Source organism: Brevundimonas sp. (assembly GCF_046293315.1).
GTDB lineage: Bacteria > Pseudomonadota > Alphaproteobacteria > Caulobacterales > Caulobacteraceae > Brevundimonas.
The window spans coordinates 136,149-154,754 of the sequence record NZ_JBKBPF010000004.1 but is presented as its reverse complement, the minus strand read 5'-3'; the positions used below and the strand labels follow the sequence as shown (position 1 = coordinate 154,754).

Genomic DNA, 18,606 nt, shown 5'->3' with positions numbered 1-18,606 from the left:
TTTCGTGCGAAGCCGGAGCCTTCCGGCGAGCGGGGCTGTCTTGGACGTCATCACCACCTTCATCGATTCGTATAGCGCCTGGATCGGCCTGGCGTTCCTGGTCGGCCTGTTCGCGGCCTTCATCAGCGAGCGCCTGCCGCCGACGGTGATCGCCGTGGGCGGGGTCGCGATCATGATGATCGTGGGGTTCCTCCCCTTGACCTCCGCCCTGTCGGTGCTGGGCAATCCGGCCCCGGTGACCATCGCCGCCATGTTCATCCTGTCCGGGGCGCTGGTGCGGACCGGGGCCATCGAGGCTGTGCTGGGGCTGGTGACGCGGGGCGCGCAGGAGCGGCCGCGGCTGACGGCGGCGGGCGTGTTCGGCGGGGCCCTCGCCGCGCCCGCCTTCATGAACAACACCCCGGTGGTGATCATCCTGATCCCCGTGATCAAGAAGCTGGCCAAGGCCCTGTCCATGGCCTCGACCCGGCTGCTGATCCCGCTTTCCTATCTGACCATCATGTCGGGGACCCTGACCCTGATAGGCACCTCCACCAATCTGCTGGTGGACGGCGTGGCCCGGGACATGGGCATGGAGCCCTTCGGCATCTTCGAGATCACCGGCGTGGGTCTGGTTACGGTGCTGAGCGGCGTGCTGACCCTGGCGGTGCTGGGGCCGTTCCTGCTGCCCAGGCGGGATGACACGGACGACGGCGAGGCGGACGCGCACATCTTCCTGACCGAACTTCTGGTGCGCGACGGCAGCGACCGCATCGGCCGCAAGCTGGGCGAGATCAACCTGCTGAAACGGTCCGAGACCAAGGTGGTGGGTCTCAAGCGCGACGGCCGCATCCTGCGCAAGGATCTGGACAACCAGGCGCTGCTGCAGGGCGACCGCATCCTGCTGTCGGCACCGGCCCATGAAATCCAGGCCCTGGCGAGGGCGCCCGGCTTCACCGTCGGCATGAACGGCCGCACCGGCGGCATCGTGCTGACGCGCAAGGAAGGCGAGGAGGACCCCGACAGCGAAGGTGCAGAGATCACCTTCCTCGAGGCCACCATCGCCCCCACCCACCCGGGCATCGGCCGGCGGCTGTCGGAAATCCCCATGCTGTCGCGGCTGAAGCTGCGAATCCTGGGCGTGTCCCGGTCCCACCACCTGCCCGGGCCTGACCTGGGCGGGGCGCGCGTGCGGGCGGCGGACACCCTGCTGATCGCCGCGCCGCCGGAGACCATGCCGGACCTGCGCGAGAACCGCACGCTGATCGGCGTGGGGGCGACGCAGAGCCAGCCGTTCCGCCGCAGCAAGGCGCCCATCGCCATCGCGGCGCTGGCGGGCACAGTGCTGGCTGCCGCCTTCGGCATCATCCCGATCGCCGGGGCCGCCATCATCGCCGTGGCGGTGATCCTGGTGACCCGCTGCATCGACCCCGAGGACGCCTGGGGCGCCATCGACGGGGACGTGCTGGTGCTGATCTTCGCCATGCTGGCCATCGGCATCGGCCTGCAGAACGCGGGCAGTGTGGGCCTGATCGTGGGCTGGGCCACGCCGCTTCTGATCGACGCCTCGCCGCTGGTGGTGCTGATCTGCCTGTATTTCCTGACCACCATCCTGACCGAGATGGTGACCAATAACGCCGTGGCCGTGATCATGACCCCGATCGCCATCGGCCTGGCCCAGCAGATGGGCATCGACGCCCGGCCGCTGCTGGTGGCGGTGATGTTCGCGGCCTCGGCCAGCTTCGCGACGCCCATCGGCTATCAGACCAACACCCTGGTTTATGCGGCGGGGGACTACCGCTTCACCGACTTCCTGAAGATCGGGGTGCCCATGATGATCATCGTCGGCGCCGCCACCTGCGCCGCCATCTGGTGGATGTTCGGGCTCTGATCAGTCCAGATAGGTCACGCCGCCCTTCATGACGAAGGCCACCCGCTCCAGCTCGGTGACGTCGGTCAGCGGGTCGCCCGCGACGGCGATCAGGTCCGCCGCCATGCCGGGGGCGAGGCGGCCGATCTGGTCCTGCAGGCGGAAGTGTTCGGCGGCGTTGACCGTGGCGGCCTGGATGGCCTCAAGCGGCGTCAGGCCGGCCTGCACCAGCAGCGCGAACTCCCGGGCGTTGTCGCCGTGGGCCGAGACGCCGGAATCGGTGCCGAAGGCGATGCGCACCCCGCCGTCGTGGGCGCGGCGGGCCATGTCCAGCATCAGGGGCCCGGCCTCCAGCGCCTTGGCGGTCTGGTTGGGGGTGAGGAAATTGTCCGGACCCGAGGCGACCCGGGCCACGAAGTCGCCGGCCAGCAGGGTGGGCACCAGCCAGGCGCCGCTGGCGCGCATCATGCGGATGGAGTCGGCGTCCAGATAGGTGCCGTGCTCGATGGAGTCGCCGCCCGCGGCCAGGAAGCTGTTGATGCCGTCGGTCCCGTGGGCGTGGGCGGTGACGGTGCGGCCCATGAAGTGGGCGGTCTCGACGATGGCCTCCAGCTCGGCGTTGGAGAACTGCTGGCCCAGACCCGCGGCGGTGTCGGACAGCACGCCGCCGGTGGCGGTGATCTTGATGATGTCGGCGCCGGCCAGAACCCGCTCGCGCACGGCCCGGCGGCAGTCGTCGGCGCCGGAGCAGACCCCGCCCGAGCGCAGGTGCGGCACCAGATCCTCGCGCACGCCGTTGACGTCGCCATGGCCGCCGTGGGGGGTGACGCCGCCGGCCGAGACCAGCAGACGCGGGCCCGGGATGTGCCCGGCAGCGATGCCGTTGCGCAGCGCCACCACCGCCTCGCTCATGCCGCCCAGATCCGCCACGGTGGTGAAGCCGGCCTCCAGCGTCACGCGGGCGTAGGCGGCGCCCTGCATGGCCGAATCCGCCGCGCTGCGGGTGAAGCGCTCGATGCGGCTGTTGGGACCCTGCTGGTTGGTGATGTGCACATGGCTGTCGATCAGGCCGGGCAGGACGAAGCGATCGGACAGATCGACCACATTGCCTTCGCCGACGAAGCCGTCGCGGATTTCGCGGACCCGGCCGTTCTCGATCACGACGGTTTGATTCTGGCTGATCCGGCCGGTGGAGGGGTCGGCCAGAAGGCGTCCGGCGTGGACGTATGTCAGGCTTGAGGGCGTGTCCGCTGCCCCTTGCGGGGCTTGCGCCAGGGCAGGAAACGCCGCCATCGCCGCCGCCGTCATCGCCATCCAGAACCGCTTCATCGACATGCCCTCGCCCGAGCCGGGCAGGATCACCCGACGGTTCGGCATCATAGGCGGGCCGGCCTTTAAGCCAAGGCCGCGCTTGCGCCGGGGCGCGGGGTTGTGAAACACATGGAAACAAGGGGCTGAAACCGCATCGAGGGCGTCACATGCGGCTATCAAGACGTGGACTGATCACGGGCGGCCTGGCCGTCGGCGGGGCCATGGCGCTGTCGGGCTGCGCCTCGACCGGCGCCGCGCCTGTGCAGCAGGTGATGCTGCCGCCGTCGCTGGATCTGGCGCCGCGGCCCATCCAGACCGTGCAGGTGCGGCCGCCGCTGGACCCCACCGGTCAGGTGCGGCCCGAGCTGATGAGCCGGGCCATGGCGGCCCTGGATGTCCATCACGGCCGCATCCCCTCGCGGGACCGCATGTATCTGGTGGATTTCACGCGCTTCTCGGGCGAGACGCGGCTTTACGAGGTCAATCTGGAGTCCGGCGGGGTGCAGGCGTTCCGCACCAGCCACGGGCGCGGCTCGGACCCGGCCCACTCCGGCTTCGCCCAGCGCTTCTCCAATGTGCGGGACTCCCACATGTCGTCGGTGGGGTCGTTCGTGACGGCGGGCCCGAACTGGGGGCCGCAGCAGGGCCCCAACGTGCTGCTGGACGGGTTGGAGTACTCCAACTCCGCCGCGCGCGAGCGGGCCATCATCGTCCACGGCGCCGACTACGCCGAGCCGTCGTTCCTGGAGCGCGAAGGCAAGCTGGGCCGGTCCTACGGCTGTTTCTCGCTGTCCCACGCCGACCTGCAGGCCGTGCGCGACCGCATGGGCGAGGGCCGGCTGCTGTTCGCGCTCGCCTAGAGGAAAATACGGCCTATTCCCGGTCCAGCGCCCGCCAGCCGATGTCGGAACGGTGAAAGCCGCCGGGCCAGTCGATCCTGCTGATGGCGGCGTAGGCGCGCTCTCGGGCCTCTCCGATATCGGCCCCGCGGGCGCAGACGTTCAGCACCCGGCCGCCCGAGGCGACCAGCGCGCCGTCCTTGTTGCGGGCTGTGCCGGCGTGGAAGACCTGCACATCCGGGCCGAAGTCCTGCTCCGAGCCGCGGATGACCGAGCCGGTCAGGGGGCTGTCGGGATAGCCCTTGGCGGCCATGACCACGCAGATCACGGTCTCGGGGCGGAATTCCAGCGGCGGCAGTTTCGACACGTCGCCCCGGGCGCAGGCCAAGAGGTGGGGCACGATGTCCCCCGCCAGACGCATCATCAGCACCTGGCATTCCGGGTCGCCGAAGCGGGCGTTGAACTCCACCACCTTCGGACCATCGGCCGTGGCCATCAGCCCGGCGTAGAGCACGCCGCGATAGGGCGCGCCCTCCGCCGCCATGCCCGCCATGGTGGGCTGGACCACGCGATCATTGGCCAGCTGGACGAAATCAGGGGTGAAGACGGGCGCGGGGGAATAGGCGCCCATGCCGCCGGTGTTGGGGCCCATGTCGCCGTCGAAGGCGCGCTTGTGGTCCTGGGCGCCGCCCAGCAGTACGGCGCGGGTTCCGTCGCACAGGGCGAACAGGGAGCCCTCCTCCCCGTCCATGAACTCCTCGATCACCACCCGCGCCCCGGCGGCGCCGAAGCGGCCGCCCAGCATGCGCCCGATCTCGGCCTCGGCGTCGCGGCGATCAGGGCTGATGGCCACGCCCTTGCCCGCGGCCAGGCCGTCGGCCTTGATCACATAGGGGGGCTTGAAGACGTCGAGCGCCTGTTTGGCCTCGGCCAGGGTCTCGTAGACGCCGTAGCCCGCCGTGGGGATGTCGTGGCGTTCAAGGAAGTCCTTGGCGAACGCTTTGGAGGTCTCGAGCTGCGCCGCTTTCGCGGTGGGTCCGAAACAGGGGATGCCCGCCGCCGCAAGTCGGTCGGCCAGTCCGGCGGCCAGCGCCATCTCGGGCCCTACCACCACCAGATCGGCGCGAATCTCGCGGGCCAGGATGGCCAGACCCTCGGCGTCGTCGGCCTTGACCGGGACGAGCTCGCCCAGCCGTTCCATGCCCGGATTGCCCGGCGCGATGACCAGCGACGTCACCAGCGGCGACTGGCGGATTTTCCAGGCCAGGGCGTGTTCGCGACCGCCCGATCCGACGAGAAGTACCTTCATGCCCGCGACATGACCGGCCATGGGCGGCCGGTCAAGCGCGGACAGGGTTTACGCGACTTCGGGCTTACATGCCCTGGGTGGCGGTCGGCGACGCGCCGTCGGGCGCCGTGCGGGCCTCGGGGCTGCGCATGGTGTCGCGGTCCCAGCGGGGCAGGGCGTTCAGCTGTTGCGCCGTCAGGGCCGTCTGCAGGTCACGGTCGCCCTCGATGTCGATGGAGGTCACCTGATCGATCGGAATGACCACATAGCGGTCCTCGGGGCCTTCCACGTCGATGGCGAAGCCGGTGACGTTATTGTCGGCGTCGATGATGATGGCCTCCACCTCGCCCAGCTTGGTGCGCTCGGCCGACAGCAGGTCGGCGTCTTCCAGTTGATCGCGGTCCAGGCCGAGGGCGGTGACGTGACGGGCCACGCCCTCGGTCACGGGTTGGGCCTGGCCGGCGGCGGCGGCGTCCACGTCGGGTGCGCGCACCACATCGCCCTGGTTGTCGCCACAGGCGGCGACGCCCAGCAGGCTCACGGCGGCGACGGCGGAAAGGGTCAGTCGGATGGTCATTGGCTTGTCTCCAGCATTTCGGGTTCGACCAACCCAACACGCGGGGGCCATCGACGTTCCCCGGTTCTGGCCGATACAAGGGGGCATGGACGCCGATTCAGCCCCCGATCCCCGCGACAACAATCCGCCGCTGTCGATCTCCGAGCTCAGCTTCGCGCTGAAGCGGACGCTCGAGGAGCGGTTCGGCCATGTGCGGCTGCGCGGCGAAATCTCCAAGGTGAACCGGCATGCGTCCGGCCACGTCTATCTGACCCTGAAGGACGACCGGTCCTCCATCGACGGGGTGGTGTGGAAGGGCGTGGTGCGTGGGCTTCAGGCCCAGCCGGAGACGGGGCTGGAGGTCATCGTCACCGGCAAGATCACCAGCTATCCGGCGCGGTCGTCCTATCAGATCGTCATCGACAGCATGGAGCCGGCGGGCGCCGGGGCCCTGCTGGCGCAACTGGAGCGGCTCAAGGCGAAGCTGCACGGCGAGGGCCTGTTCGATCCGGCCCACAAGCGGCCGATCCCGGCCTTTCCCGCAGTGGTGGGAGTCATCACCAGCCCCACCGGCGCGGTGATCCGCGACATCCTGCACAGGATCGCGGAACGCTGGCCGTGCCGGGTCATCGTCTGGCCCTGCGTGGTGCAGGGCGATGCGGCGGCGGCCCAGGTGGCGGCGGCTGTGCGGGGCTTCGACGCCATGACGCCCGACGGGCCGATTCCCCGCCCGGACGTGGTGATCGTGGCGCGCGGCGGCGGCTCGGTCGAGGACCTGTGGGCTTTCAACGACGAGGCCCTGGCCCGGGCGGTGGCCGAGGCGAACCTGCCGATCATCTCGGCGGTGGGCCACGAGACCGACACCACGCTGATCGATTTCGTGTCGGACCGCCGTGCCCCGACGCCGACCGGGGCGGCCGAAATGGCCACGCCGGTGCTGGCGGACCTGAAGGCGGCGGTGGCGGACATGGAGCGGCGGCTGTTCCGCTGCGGATCGCGGGTGCTGGAGGACCGGCGCACGCGGCTGAGGGCGGCGGCGCGGGGCCTGCCCGCCAGGCCTGAGGATTTGATCGCCCTGGCCCAGCAGCGGCTGGACCATGCGTCAAGCCGTCTGGCCTCGGGCCTGACCCGCAATGCGGCGATCCACGAACGGGAGCTGGTCCGCGCCGCCTCGCGGCTGACGCCGGGCCTGCTGATGCGGCCGATCCGGCATCAGGGCGAACGGTTGAGCAGTCTCGACGCCCGCATGGCCGGGGCGCTGGGGCGCGTCGTCCCGCGCGAGGCTGACCGGCTGGGCCGCATCGGCCGCCTGTACGAGAGCCTGAACCCGGACGGGCCGCTGAAGCGGGGCTTCGCGCGGGTGCACGCCGAGGACGGGGCGCTGGTCCGGTCGGCGGCCGCGCTGCAGTCCGGCCAGCCGGTCCGCCTGGTGTTCGCGGACGGCGACCGCGACGCCGTGGTGGATGGCGGATCGGCGCCGGTGCGCAGGACGGCCCCGTCGAAGATTCCCTCGCCGCCGACGAAGCAGGGCGACCTGTTCTAGGGGGCCAGGAACCGGTTCACCGAGGCCAGGAACTCGCGGGGGCGGTCGATCATGACCATGTGCTCGGCCCCCTCGATGCGCTCGAAGCGGGCGGCGTTGCGCAGCCTGAGGAAGCCCTGGCGGAAGCCCTGGTCCACCTGATGGCGGGGGCTGTCAGCGGACTCGCTCCAGCCGTAGACCACTGTGACCGGGGCCGTGACGCGGGCCAGATCGGCGCGCAGGTCAGTGGTCATGACCTCGTAGATGCCCTGGGCCAGCACATGCCGGTCGCCGCCCTGCCAGCCCATGGCGCCCACCACGGCATCAGCCGCGCCGCCGAACCGGGCGCCCACCGCGCCCGCCTGCTGACGCAGCACCTGATCACCCAGGAACAGCACGGCGGTGCGCGCCACCTCGGCGATGGGGGCCACGTCGGCGGTGGTGGCGCGGCTGTTGATCAGGGACGGAAAGAAGGGCGAGGAATCCACCACCATGACCCGCCCGATGCGGCCGGGCGCGTCGGCGGCCATCTTCAGGGCGATCTGTCCGCCCATGGAGTGGCCGATGACCGCTGGGCGCTCAACCCCCTGTTCGCTCATGTAGCGACGAACCTCATTGGCGATGGCGGCGGTCAGGGGGCCGCGGGCATTGGCGCCGGGAGGCGCGTCGCCGAAGCCGTTCACACCCACCACATGCACCCGATGGCTTGCTTCCAGCGCACGGACGGTCTCGTCCCAGACGGCGGGAGTGGAGGCCAGGCCGGGGATCAGGATCACGTCCGGTCCCGCGCCTCTCGCCATTACGGTGATGCGGTCGGACTGGAACGCCTGGGCGGTCGCCGGGGTGGCGAAAACCAGGATGAGAAGAGTCAGGATGAGACGGGCCATGACCGTCCCTAACCCCCGATCACGGCGAACGGTTGACCAAGCCGCGTCAGGCCATGATTCGCAGCACCAGCGGCAGACCCACGAGAAGGGCGACCAGCAGGATGATGGCCAGAGGCGCGAAGCGGCGTCGCGCCGACACGCTGCGCCGGGCGCCCAACATGCCCGCCACAGCCCAGGGCGCGGCCAGCACGCCAAGCGCCAGACCCGCGTCCCGGCCCGGGGCGCCGGCGGCGGATGGGAGGTCGTCGGGCGCGTCAGACACGAACTCTCCGGCCTGCACGCGGGCCAGGATGGCGCGGGCGTCGGCGGCCTCGTCGTCGGGCGCCATGACCCGCAGGCCGCCGACGGCGCGCTGCATCAGCGGGTCCATGCCGATCAGGTGATGATCCGCCACCTCGGCCCGGATGCCGGCCGAGCGCAGCAGGGCAGCGGCCAGTTCGGCCTCATGCAGATCATGAAAGCGGCCGACCTCGATGGACATGGCTTCAGGATAGCATGCCCGGCCCCGTCACCGTAACGACGGGCCGTGCGAGGGGGATCAGAGGTCCAGCAGGAAGCGCTGGGGATCCTCGAGGTTTTCCTTGATGCGCACCAGGAAGGTCACGGCCTCCTTGCCGTCCACGATGCGGTGATCGTAGCTGAGCGCCAGGTACATCATCGGGCGGATCTTCACCTCGCCGTTCACCGCCACCGGGCGCTGGACGATGTTGTGCATGCCCAGGATGCCGGACTGGGGCATGTTCAGGATCGGCGTCGACATCAGCGAGCCGTAGATGCCGCCGTTGGTGATGGTGAAGGTGCCGCCCTGCAACTGGTCCAGGGTCAGGTCGCCGTCGCGGGCGGCCTTGCCCAGGGCGGCAATGCCCTTCTCGATCCCGGCCAGGGACAGCTGGTCGGCATCGCGCAGCACCGGCACCACCAGACCCTTCTCGGTGCCCACGGCCACGCCGATGTCATAGTGGTTCTTGTAGATGATGTCCGTGCCGTCGATCTCGGCGTTGACCGCCGGAATCTCCTTCAGCGAGGCGACGACCGCCTTCACGAACAGGCTCATGAAGCCCAGCTTGACGCCGTGACGCTTCTCGAAGCTGTCCTTGTAGGCGGTGCGCAGGGCCATGACCGCGCTCATGTCCACCTCGTTGAAGGTGGTCAGCTGGGCGGCGGTGTTCTGGGATTCCTTCAGGCGCCGGGCGATGGTCTGGCGCAGGCGGGTCATCTTGACCCGCTCCTCGCGCGGGCCCGTGGCGCGGGGCGCGGCCGGGGCCGGAGCCGCAGCGGGCGCGGCTTTCGGCGCGTCAGCGGCGGCCAGGGCGTCACCCTTGAGGATGCGGCCATCCTTGCCCGAGCCGTCGATGGCCTTCGGGTCCAGATTCTTCTCGGTGACGATGCGCTGCACCGAGGGCGACAGGTGGGGCGCGTCCCCGCCCTTGTCGGTGACCTGGGCGCTGCCGGCGTTGGCGGCGGGCGCCGAGGGCGCGGAAGCGGCGGCGCCCTGGCCGGCGGCCACCTTGCCGATCACCTGACCGGGGGTGACGGTGGCGCCCTGTTCGGCGGTGATCTCGGCCAGCACGCCGTCGGCGGGCGAGGAGACCTCGACGGCCACCTTGTCGGTCTCGATCTCGACCAGGACCTCGTCCTTCCTGACCGCGTCGCCTGCCTTCTTGAGCCAGGCGCCCATGGTGCCCTCGGCCACGCTCTCGCCCATGGTCGGGGTGGTCAGGTCGATGGTTTCGGTCTTGGCGGCGGCCTTGGCGGGCCTGGCTTCAGCCTTCTCCGCCTTGGGCGCGTCCTTGGCGGGCGCGGCCGCGCCGCCCTCGGTGACCTTGCCCAGCACGGCGCCGGCGGTGACCGTGTCGCCTTCACCGGCGGTGATCTCGGCCAGCACGCCGTCGGCGGGGGCCACGACCTCCAGCGAGACCTTGTCGGTCTCCAGCTCCACCAGCAGTTCGTCCTTCTTCACCGCGTCGCCGGCCTTCTTTGTCCACTTGGCGACGGTCGCCTCGGAAACGGATTCGCCGAGGGTGGGGGTGAGGATGTCGGCCATGGGAAGGTCCAGTATCTTTCGTGATCAGTCGGGCGAGGTCAGGCGGGCGAAATGGGACAGGCGGTTCAGGCGAGGGCTTCGGAGAGGAAGGTCTCCAGTTCCTTGAGGTGTCGGCTCATCAGGCCGGCGGCGGTGGAGGCCGAGGCGGGGCGACCCACATATCGGGCGCGCTTGGCCTTGATGTCCAGCTTGTCCAGGGTCAGCTCCAGCCAGGGGTCGACGAAGGTCCAGCCGCCCATGTTCTTGGGTTCTTCCTGACACCAGACGAGATCAGCGTTGGGGAAGCGGGCCAGCTCGGTCATCAGCGACTTCATGGGCCAGGGATAGAACTGCTCCAGACGCATCAGATAGATGTCGTTGACACCCGCCTTCTCACGGGCCTCCAGCAGGTCATAGTAGACCTTGCCCGAGCACAGCACGACGCGGCGGATGTCCTTGTCGGCCTTGATCTTGACGCCCGCCATCTCTGGTCGGGTCTGGGCGTCGTCGTGCAGCACCCGGTGGAAGGTGGAGCCCTCGGCCAGTTCGTGCAGGGACGACACCGCCTTCTTGTGACGCAGCAGCGACTTGGGCGTCATGATGATCAGCGGCTTGCGGAACGGCCGGTGCATCTGGCGACGCAGGATGTGGAAATAGTTGGCCGGGGTGGTGCAGTTGGCCACCTGGATGTTGTCCTCGGCGCAGGCCTGCAGGAACCGCTCCAGACGGGCCGAGGAGTGCTCGGGTCCCTGGCCTTCGTAGCCGTGGGGCAGCAGCATGGTCAGGCCGCACATGCGCAGCCATTTGCGCTCGCCGGAGGTAATGAACTGGTCGATCACCACCTGGGCGCCGTTCACGAAGTCGCCGAACTGGGCCTCCCACAGAACAAGCGTGTTGGGGTCCGACAGCGCGTAGCCGTATTCGAAGCCCAGCACCGCTTCCTCGGACAGGGCCGAGTCGATGACCTCGAACTGGGCCTGGCCATCGCGCAGGTTGTTCAAGGGGACGTAGCGGTCCTCGGTGGTCTGGTCGATGACGCCCGAGTGGCGCTGGCTGAAGGTGCCGCGCATGGAGTCCTGGCCGGACAGGCGCACCGGGAAGCCCTCGTCCAGCAGACCGGCGAAGGCCAGGCTCTCGGCCGTGGCCCAGTCGATGTTTTCGCCCGACTCGATCATCTGGCGGCGGCCGTCCATGACGCGCTTCAGCGTCTTGTGGATGTCCACATCGTTGGGGACGGTGGTCAGGCTGTGGCCGTACTCGCGCAGCTTTTCCGCCGGGACGCCCGTCTCGCCGCGCCGCTCGTCGCCCTCGGGCAGGCCCAGCCCCTTCCACTGGCCGTCCAGCCAGTCGGCCTTGGAGGCCTTGTAGGTCTTGCCGGCCTCGAACTGCTTGTCGAGGAACTGCTCGAAGGCCTCGATCTCGGCGTCCACATCGGCCTGGGTCAGCACCCCCTCGTCGATCAGGCGCTGGCTGTAGATCTCGCGCGTGGACGGCTGGGCCCTGATCTTCGAGTACATCAGCGGCTGGGTGAAGGTGGGGTCGTCACCCTCGTTGTGGCCGAAGCGGCGATAGCAGAACATGTCCACCACCACGTCCTTGTTGAACGTCTGGCGGAACTCGGTGGCGATCTTCGCGGCGAAGACCACGGCCTCGGGGTCATCCCCGTTGACGTGGAAGATCGGCGCCTGGACCATCAGGGCCACGTCCGAGGGATAGGGGCTGGATCGGCTGTTCCGCGGGCTGGTGGTGAAGCCGATCTGGTTGTTGATGATGAAGTGGATGGTGCCGCCGGTGCGGTAGCCCTTCAGCCCCATCAGGGCGAAGCATTCGGCCACCACGCCCTGGCCGGCGAAGGCCGCGTCGCCGTGGATCAGCAGCGGCATCACCTTGGTGCGGTCCAGGATCGCCGCCGCCACGGTGCGGTCCTTGTTGGCCTCGCGGATGTCGAACGACTGCTTGGCGCGCGCCTTGCCCAGCACCACCGGATTGACGATCTCAAGGTGCGACGGGTTGGCGGTCAGCGACAGGTGCACCTTGTTGCCGTCGAACTCGCGGTCCGACGAGGCGCCCATGTGGTATTTGACGTCGCCCGAGCCCTCGATGTCGGACGGCAGGGTCGAACCGCCCTGGAACTCGTGGAAGATGACCTCGTAGGGCTTGCCCATGACGGCGGCGAGCACGTTCAGGCGGCCCCGGTGGGCCATGCCCAGCACGATTTCATCGACGCCCATGGCGCCGCCGCGCTTGATCACCTGCTCCAGCGCCGGGACCATGGCCTCGCCGCCGTCCAGGCCGAAGCGCTTGGTGCCGGGGAAGCGCTTGTGCAGGAAGCGCTCGAAGGTCTCGGCCTCGATCAGCTTGGACAGGATTGCGCGCTTGCCGTTGGCGGTGAAGGTGATCTCGCGATCATTGCCTTCCTTGTCGCGGCCCTCGATGCGCTCCTGCAGCCAGGCCTTCTCCTCGGGCTCGGCGATGTGCATGTACTGCACGCCGAGATTGCCGCAGTAGGTCCGGCGCAGGATGGCGATGATCTCGCGCAGATTGGCGCTTTCCATCCCCAGCACATTGGCGATGAAGATCGGCCGGTCCATGTCGGCCTCGGTGAAGCCCCAGAACTCGGGCGTCAGCTCGGGGTTCTGGATCGGCGGCTCGATGCCCAGCGGGTCCAGATTGGCCTGAAGGTGGCCGCGAATGCGGTAGGCCCGGATCAGCATCAGGGCGCGGATGGAGTCGTGGGCTGCGGCGCGGATCTCGTCGCCGGTGACCGACGGCGCAGCGGCGGGGGCCGAGGCAACAGGGGCGGCGGGCTTCTTGGGATCGGCCTTGGGCGCCGGCCAGCGGCCGTCCATGGCGCCCAGCTCGTCGGTGGGCTCGGTGACAGGCTTGCGGCCCCACGAGCCGGCCCCGGCGGCTTCCTTCACCAGATCGGCGCGATCGCGCAGCTGATCGAAGAAGGCGCGCCATTCGCCCGAAACCGAAGCGGGATTGTCGGCCCACTTCGCGTGAAGTTCTTCAATGAACCCGGCGTTGGCGCCGTAAAGGAAGGAGGTCTCGGCAAAGACCTGGTTCAGCCGACCCGCATCGTCCGCCATCGTATCGCTTCTCGTCCCTTCGGACGCATCCCATCAAAAACCCGGGCGCACGTCTGCGCGTGGGGAGGGGCGTCGCCGTTCATATAGCCGCTGTTTCCTTACGGGTCATGACCGCATGGTGGCGAAGCGCGGATATTTTTCGATTTATCGGACAAATGCGCGACCTGTGGGCGGCGCGCACGAAAAAGGCTCCGCGTCGCCGGGACGCGGAGCCTCAAATCGTCATCCGACCGAAATCAGCCTGCGGCGATCTCGGCGGCTTCCTCGGCCAGGATGGTCAGGCCGCCGGCGTTGACATCGGCGAAACCGCCCTTGACCTCGAAGCGGCGCACCGAGGCGCCGTCACGGATGGTCACGGCCCCCTCGCGCAGGGCGGTCATGAAGGGCGCGTGGTCGGGCAGGACGCCGAAGTCGCCCTCCACGCCCGGCGCGTCCACCTGATCCACCAGGCCCGAAAAGACCTCGCGTTCCGGCGAGACGAGGGAGAAGTTCAGTTTGCCAGCCATGACTACGCTGCGTCCGCGGCCAGCTTGTTGGCCTTTTCGACGGCTTCCTCGATGGCGCCGACCATGTAGAAGGCGGCTTCCGGAAGGTGGTCGTATTCGCCGGCGACGATGCCCTTGAAGCTGCGGATGGTGTCGGCCAGCTCGACGAACTTGCCGGGCGAGTTGGTGAACTGCTCGGCCACGAAGAAGGGCTGCGACAGGAAGCGCTGGATCTTGCGGGCGCGCGAGACGATCAGCTTGTCCTCTTCCGACAGCTCATCCATGCCCAGGATGGCGATGATGTCCTTCAGGCCTTTGTATTGCTGCAGCACTTCCTGGACCGAACGGGCGACGTTGTAGTGCTCCTCGCCGATCACCAGCGGGTCCATGATCCGCGAGGTGGAGTCCAGCGGGTCCACGGCCGGGAAGATGGCCTGGGCGGCGATGTCGCGGTTCAGAACCGTGGTGGCGTCCAGGTGGGCGAAGGAGGCGGCGGGGGCCGGGTCGGTCAGGTCGTCGGCGGGCACATAGATGGCCTGGACCGAGGTGATCGAGCCCTTGCGGGTGGAGGTGATGCGCTCCTGCAGATTGCCCATCTCGGTGGCCAGGGTGGGCTGATAGCCCACGGCCGAGGGGATGCGGCCCAGCAGGGCGGACACTTCGGAACCGGCCTGGGTGAAGCGGAAGATGTTGTCCACGAACAGCAGCACGTCCTTGCCTTCCTCGTCGCGGAAGTACTCGGCGATGGACAGGCCGGTCAGGGCGACGCGGGCGCGGGCGCCAGGAGGCTCGTTCATCTGGCCGTACACCAGGGCGCACTTGGAGCCCTCGGTGGAGCCGCCGTTCTTGGCCGGGTCCACGTTGACGTTGGACTCGATCATCTCGTGATACAGGTCGTTGCCCTCGCGGGTGCGCTCGCCCACGCCGGCCAGCACGGAGTAACCGCCGTAGGCCTTGGCGATGTTGTTGATCAGCTCCTGCATGGTCACGGTCTTGCCCACGCCGGCGCCGCCGAACAGGCCGATCTTGCCGCCCTTGGTGTAGGGGCACATCAGGTCGATGACCTTGATGCCCGTGACCAGGATTTCCGACGAGGTGGACTGTTCCTCGAAGCTGGGCGCTTCCTTGTGGATCGGGCGGAACATGTCCGTCTTGATCGGGCCCTGCTCGTCGATGGGCGCGCCGACCACGTTCATGATGCGGCCCAGGGTGCCGGGTCCGACCGGGGCCTGGATGGACGAGCCGGTGTCGGTCACGGGCTGGCCGCGGGTCAGACCCTCGGTGGTGTCCATGGAGATGGTGCGGACCATGTTCTCACCCAGGTGCTGGGCGACTTCCAGAACCAGGGTGAAGGGCTCGCCCGTCTTCTGGTCGACGTTCTGGGTTTCCAGGGCGTTGAGGATCGCCGGCAGGGGGCCGGTGAACTCCACGTCCACGACCGCGCCGATCACCTGGGCGATGCGGCCGGTGGCGCTGGAGACGGCGGCCCGGGGCGCAGCCGACGCCTTGGCGGCGGCGGGCTTGCGAGCTGCGGGAGCCTTCTTGGCGGCGGGCTTCTTGGTGGCGACGGTGTCGGTCATGGCTGGGGTCCGTATCGGATTGTCTGTGCGGTCGGGATCAGAGGGCTTCGGCGCCGGCGATGATCTCGATCAGTTCGGTGGTGATCTGGGCCTGGCGTTTGCGGTTGTACTGCAGGGTCAGGGCGTTGATGAGGTCGCCGGCGTTGCGTGTGGCGTTGTCCATCGCCGCCATCTGCGAGCCGAAGAAGCCCGCCTGGTTTTCGTACAGGGCGGCCAGGATCTGGGTGGTCAGGTTGCGCGGCAGCAGGGTCTCGAGGATTTCCTCTTCCGAGGGCTCGTATTCATAGACCGCGCCGTTCAGGTCGATGGGGGCGGCGTCGCCCTCAACCACAGCCGGGATCAGCTGCTTGCCGGTCGGCACCTGGGCGATCACGGACTGGAAGCGGCTGTAGAACAGGGTGACCACGTCGGCCTCCCCGTTCTCGAACGCCTGGGCGATCATCTCGGCGATCGGCTGGGCCGAGGCCAGGCCGATGGTCTTGTGATCGCTCAGCTCGAAGGTGTGCTTCATGCGGTCGGAGAACACGCGCGACAGCTGATCGCGGGACTTGCGGCCCACGGCGATGATCTGCACGTCCTTGCCCTGGGCGATCAGGGCCCGGATGCGCTCGCGCGCGGCGCGGACCACATTGGTGGAGAAGCCGCCGGCCAGACCCTTGTCCGCCGTGGCCACCACGATCAGGTGGCGCTGGTCGGCGCCGGCGCCGGCCAGCAGACGCGGGGCGTCGTCGCCCGACACCCCGGCGGCCAGATTGGCGATGACCGAGGCCATCTTGCGCGCATAGGGACGGGCGCTCTCGGCCTGATCCTGGGCGCGCTTCAGCTTGGCCGCGGCGACCATCTGCATGGCTTTCGTGATCTTCTGCGTGGCTTTCACGCTTCCGATCCGATTGCGCATTTCCTTGAGGCTGGCCATGCGGCGTTCCTCTAGCTCCTAAAAGGTTCGGCCGGTCAGGCGAAGGTCTTCACGAAGGCGTCGAGGACGCTCTTCAGTTCGGTTTCCAGATCGGACGTCAGATCCTTCTTGGTGCGGATGCCCTCCAGCAGCGAGGCGTGGTTGGCATGGACGCGCGCCAGCAGCTCGCGCTCGAAGCGGCCCACGTCGGCCACGGCGATGCCGTCGATGTAGCCGCGCGTGCCGGCGTAGACCGAGACCACCTGCTCCTCCATCGCCAGCGGCGAGTACTGGGGCTGCTTCAGCAGCTCGGTCAGGCGGGCGCCGCGGGCCAGCAGCTTCTGGGTCGAGGCGTCCAGGTCCGAACCGAACTTGGCGAAGGCGGCCATTTCCCGGTACTGGGCCAGCTCGCCCTTGATGGTGCCGGCGACCTTCTTCATGGCCTTGGTCTGGGCCGAGGAGCCCACCCGCGACACCGAGATGCCCACGTTCACGGCCGGGCGGATGCCTTGGTAGAACAGGTCTGATTCCAGGAAGATCTGGCCGTCGGTGATCGAGATCACGTTGGTCGGGATATAGGCCGACACGTCATTGGCCTGGGTTTCGATGATCGGCAGGGCGGTCAGCGAGCCCGAGCCGTAATCGCCGTTCAGCTTGGCCGAACGCTCCAGCAGGCGGCTGTGCAGATAGAAGACGTCGCCCGGATAGGCTTCGCGGCCGGGCGGGCGTCGCAGCAGCAGGGACATCTGGCGGTAGGCCACGGCCTGCTTGGACAGATCGTCATAGACGATCAGGGCGTGCATGCCGTTGTCGCGGAAGAACTCGCCCATGGCGGTGCCGGCGAACGGGGCCAGGAACTGCAGCGGGGCGGGCTCGGACGCCGTGGCGGCCACGACGATGGTGTATTCCATCGCCCCGGCCTCTTCGAGGGTCTTGACGATCTGGGCGACCGTGGAGCGCTTCTGGCCGATGGCGACGTAGATGCAGTAGAGCTTGGCGCTCTCGTCGTCGGTCTTGTTGACGTTCTTCTGGTTCAGGATGGTGTCGACGGCCACGGCGGTCTTGCCCACCTGACGATCGCCGATGATCAGCTCGCGCTGGCCACGGCCGACGGGGATCAGGGTGTCGATGGCCTTCAGGCCGGTCTGCATGGGCTCATGCACCGACTTGCGGGGGATGATGCCCGGCGCCTTGACGTCCACGCGGCGGCGCTCGGCGGCGCCCTTGATGGGGCCCTTGCCGTCGATGGGTTCGCCCAGCGGATTGACGACACGGCCCAGCAGGGCCTTGCCCACCGGCACGTCCACGATTTCGCCCAGGCGGCGGACCTCGTCGCCCTCGGCGATCTCGGCGTCGGCGCCGAAGATCACGGCGCCCACGTTGTCGCGCTCCAGGTTCAGGGCCATGCCCTTGACCCCGGCCTTGGTGAACTGGACCATTTCACCGGCCTGGACATTGTCCAGGCCGTGGATGCGGGCGATGCCGTCGCCGACCGACAGCACGCTGCCGACGTCGGAGACATCGGCCTCGACGCCGAAATTAGCGATCTGCGACTTGAGGATGGCCGAGATTTCGGCGGCGCGGATGTCCATGACTGGCTCTTTCGGTTTTCGTCCTGGGCGGGCGTTTCCGCCCGTTGTCTTGTTGATCGGTAAGGGTCAGGCCCGGCGGAGGGCGAACTTCATCTGGTCGAGCTGGGTCTTCAGCGAGGCGTCGAACAGTTTCGAGCCCACCTTGACCTTGATCCCGCCCAGGATCGACGGATCGACCCGGGCGGTCATTTCGGGGTCGCGGCCCAGAGCGCCCTTCAGCGCCGCCTGGATCGCGGAAACCTGTCTGGCGTCCAGCGCCTTGGCCGAGATCACCTCGGCCGCGACGATGCCGGCGTGCCGGGCGTACAGCGCCTCGAACGCGGCGATGGCGCCGGTCAGATCGGCGGCGCGGCCATTGGCGGCCATCAGGCCGAGGAATTTCGTCGTGGTCGGATCGAACTTCGCCTTGTCGGCGATGGCCTCCAGACCCTTCTGCTTGTCCTCGACCGGAATCACCGGCGAGGTGGCCAGACGGCGCAGGTCCGCGCTGTCGATCCAGGCAGCCCGGAGGCTGCGCAGATCCGCGCGCACGGCGTCCAGCCGCTTGTTTTCATTGGCGAGATCGAACAACGCCTGAGCGTAGCGTTCGCCGACTTCCGTCGATCTGAAATCTTCAGCCACTTGTATGGTCCGCCGGATAAAAGCGTTGGGTCGTCGCCGGAACGCAGGAACGTCCCGACCAAAGGC

15 protein-coding genes are annotated in these 18,606 nt (G+C 68.6%); 3 read left to right on the top strand and 12 right to left on the bottom strand.

The features are described 5' to 3' along the window. The first annotated feature begins 40 nt into the window (after positions 1 to 40). Complete coding sequence (locus ACK4SE_RS05110) at positions 41 to 1,870, top strand: SLC13 family permease (protein WP_409689424.1); 1,830 nt, start codon at positions 41 to 43, stop codon at positions 1,868 to 1,870. Here the strand turns inward: ACK4SE_RS05110 and ACK4SE_RS05105 are convergent, their stop codons facing one another. After that, on the bottom strand, positions 1,871 to 3,178 hold the full coding sequence (locus tag ACK4SE_RS05105; RefSeq protein WP_409689678.1) for an amidohydrolase family protein: 1,308 nt from the start codon (positions 3,176 to 3,178) through the stop codon (positions 1,871 to 1,873). It lies immediately after the preceding gene. 149 nt (positions 3,179 to 3,327) lie between these two features. Between ACK4SE_RS05105 and ACK4SE_RS05100 the strand changes: the two genes are divergently transcribed. After that, positions 3,328 to 4,020 (top strand): murein L,D-transpeptidase catalytic domain-containing protein, encoded by a 693-nt coding sequence (locus ACK4SE_RS05100; protein WP_409689422.1) that lies wholly within the window; start codon positions 3,328 to 3,330, stop codon positions 4,018 to 4,020. A gap of 13 nt (positions 4,021 to 4,033) precedes the next feature. Here the strand turns inward: ACK4SE_RS05100 and purD are convergent, their stop codons facing one another. Both purD and ACK4SE_RS05090 read right to left on the bottom strand, forming a co-directional pair. Then, the gene (purD, locus tag ACK4SE_RS05095) at positions 4,034 to 5,308 is read right to left on the bottom strand and encodes a phosphoribosylamine--glycine ligase (RefSeq protein ID WP_409689420.1); all 1,275 of its coding nucleotides are present in this window, start codon (positions 5,306 to 5,308) and stop codon (positions 4,034 to 4,036) included. Positions 5,309 to 5,372: 64 nt separating this feature from the next. Then, complete coding sequence (locus ACK4SE_RS05090) at positions 5,373 to 5,864, bottom strand: PRC-barrel domain-containing protein (RefSeq protein ID WP_409689418.1); 492 nt, start codon at positions 5,862 to 5,864, stop codon at positions 5,373 to 5,375. A gap of 85 nt (positions 5,865 to 5,949) precedes the next feature. On the opposite strand from ACK4SE_RS05090, the gene xseA reads away from it, so the two are divergent. Beyond that, complete coding sequence (xseA, locus tag ACK4SE_RS05085; protein ID WP_409689416.1) at positions 5,950 to 7,386, top strand: exodeoxyribonuclease VII large subunit; 1,437 nt, start codon at positions 5,950 to 5,952, stop codon at positions 7,384 to 7,386. Here the strand turns inward: xseA and ACK4SE_RS05080 are convergent. From ACK4SE_RS05080 to ACK4SE_RS05040, 9 genes are all read right to left on the bottom strand, one after another. Continuing rightward, positions 7,383 to 8,252 carry an alpha/beta fold hydrolase gene (locus tag ACK4SE_RS05080; protein ID WP_409689415.1) on the bottom strand — a complete coding sequence of 290 codons (870 nt, stop codon included), beginning with the start codon at positions 8,250 to 8,252 and terminating at the stop codon, positions 7,383 to 7,385. The genes xseA and ACK4SE_RS05080 overlap by 4 nt on opposite strands. 46 nt (positions 8,253 to 8,298) lie before the next feature. Next, positions 8,299 to 8,733, bottom strand: a complete 435-nt coding sequence (locus ACK4SE_RS05075; RefSeq protein WP_409689413.1) for a DUF2007 domain-containing protein — start codon at positions 8,731 to 8,733, stop codon at positions 8,299 to 8,301. Positions 8,734 to 8,790: 57 nt separating this feature from the next. Next, the gene (gene odhB, locus ACK4SE_RS05070; RefSeq protein ID WP_409689411.1) at positions 8,791 to 10,296 is read right to left on the bottom strand and encodes a 2-oxoglutarate dehydrogenase complex dihydrolipoyllysine-residue succinyltransferase; all 1,506 of its coding nucleotides are present in this window, start codon (positions 10,294 to 10,296) and stop codon (positions 8,791 to 8,793) included. A gap of 65 nt (positions 10,297 to 10,361) precedes the next feature. After that, positions 10,362 to 13,367 (bottom strand): 2-oxoglutarate dehydrogenase E1 component, encoded by a 3,006-nt coding sequence (locus ACK4SE_RS05065; RefSeq protein ID WP_409689409.1) that lies wholly within the window; start codon positions 13,365 to 13,367, stop codon positions 10,362 to 10,364. 236 nt (positions 13,368 to 13,603) lie between these two features. Continuing rightward, positions 13,604 to 13,873, bottom strand: a complete 270-nt coding sequence (locus ACK4SE_RS05060) for an ATP synthase F1 subunit epsilon (protein ID WP_409689407.1) — start codon at positions 13,871 to 13,873, stop codon at positions 13,604 to 13,606. A 2-nt stretch (positions 13,874 to 13,875) separates the two neighbouring features. Next, positions 13,876 to 15,432, bottom strand: coding sequence for a F0F1 ATP synthase subunit beta (gene atpD / locus ACK4SE_RS05055; protein WP_409689405.1), 1,557 nt, complete (start codon positions 15,430 to 15,432; stop codon positions 13,876 to 13,878). A 37-nt stretch (positions 15,433 to 15,469) separates the two neighbouring features. Then, on the bottom strand, positions 15,470 to 16,348 hold the full coding sequence (locus ACK4SE_RS05050; RefSeq protein WP_409689403.1) for a F0F1 ATP synthase subunit gamma: 879 nt from the start codon (positions 16,346 to 16,348) through the stop codon (positions 15,470 to 15,472). Positions 16,349 to 16,383: 35 nt separating this feature from the next. Then, positions 16,384 to 17,919, bottom strand: coding sequence for a F0F1 ATP synthase subunit alpha (gene atpA, locus ACK4SE_RS05045; RefSeq protein ID WP_409689401.1), 1,536 nt, complete (start codon positions 17,917 to 17,919; stop codon positions 16,384 to 16,386). Between the two features lie 66 nt (positions 17,920 to 17,985). After that, on the bottom strand, positions 17,986 to 18,540 hold the full coding sequence (locus ACK4SE_RS05040) for a F0F1 ATP synthase subunit delta (protein ID WP_409689400.1): 555 nt from the start codon (positions 18,538 to 18,540) through the stop codon (positions 17,986 to 17,988). Positions 18,541 to 18,606: the final 66 nt, after the last annotated feature.

Excerpts from the sequence above, each read along its gene's own strand:
- purD (WP_409689420.1), bottom strand. The coding sequence starts at position 5,308 with ATGAAGGTACTTCTCGTCGGATCGGGCGGTCGCGAACACGCCCTGGCC.
- ACK4SE_RS05060 (WP_409689407.1), bottom strand. The coding sequence starts at position 13,873 with ATGGCTGGCAAACTGAACTTCTCCCTCGTCTCGCCGGAACGCGAGGTC.
- ACK4SE_RS05065 (WP_409689409.1), bottom strand. The coding sequence starts at position 13,367 with ATGGCGGACGATGCGGGTCGGCTGAACCAGGTCTTTGCCGAGACCTCC.
- ACK4SE_RS05075 (WP_409689413.1), bottom strand. The coding sequence starts at position 8,733 with ATGTCCATCGAGGTCGGCCGCTTTCATGATCTGCATGAGGCCGAACTG.
- atpD (WP_409689405.1), bottom strand. The coding sequence starts at position 15,432 with ATGACCGACACCGTCGCCACCAAGAAGCCCGCCGCCAAGAAGGCTCCC.
- odhB (WP_409689411.1), bottom strand. The coding sequence starts at position 10,296 with ATGGCCGACATCCTCACCCCCACCCTCGGCGAATCCGTTTCCGAGGCG.
- atpA (WP_409689401.1), bottom strand. The coding sequence starts at position 17,919 with ATGGACATCCGCGCCGCCGAAATCTCGGCCATCCTCAAGTCGCAGATC.
- xseA (WP_409689416.1), top strand. The coding sequence starts at position 5,950 with ATGGACGCCGATTCAGCCCCCGATCCCCGCGACAACAATCCGCCGCTG.
- ACK4SE_RS05050 (WP_409689403.1), bottom strand. The coding sequence starts at position 16,348 with ATGGCCAGCCTCAAGGAAATGCGCAATCGGATCGGAAGCGTGAAAGCC.
- ACK4SE_RS05105 (WP_409689678.1), bottom strand. The coding sequence starts at position 3,178 with ATGAAGCGGTTCTGGATGGCGATGACGGCGGCGGCGATGGCGGCGTTT.
- ACK4SE_RS05090 (WP_409689418.1), bottom strand. The coding sequence starts at position 5,864 with ATGACCATCCGACTGACCCTTTCCGCCGTCGCCGCCGTGAGCCTGCTG.
- ACK4SE_RS05080 (WP_409689415.1), bottom strand. The coding sequence starts at position 8,252 with ATGGCCCGTCTCATCCTGACTCTTCTCATCCTGGTTTTCGCCACCCCG.
- ACK4SE_RS05100 (WP_409689422.1), top strand. The coding sequence starts at position 3,328 with ATGCGGCTATCAAGACGTGGACTGATCACGGGCGGCCTGGCCGTCGGC.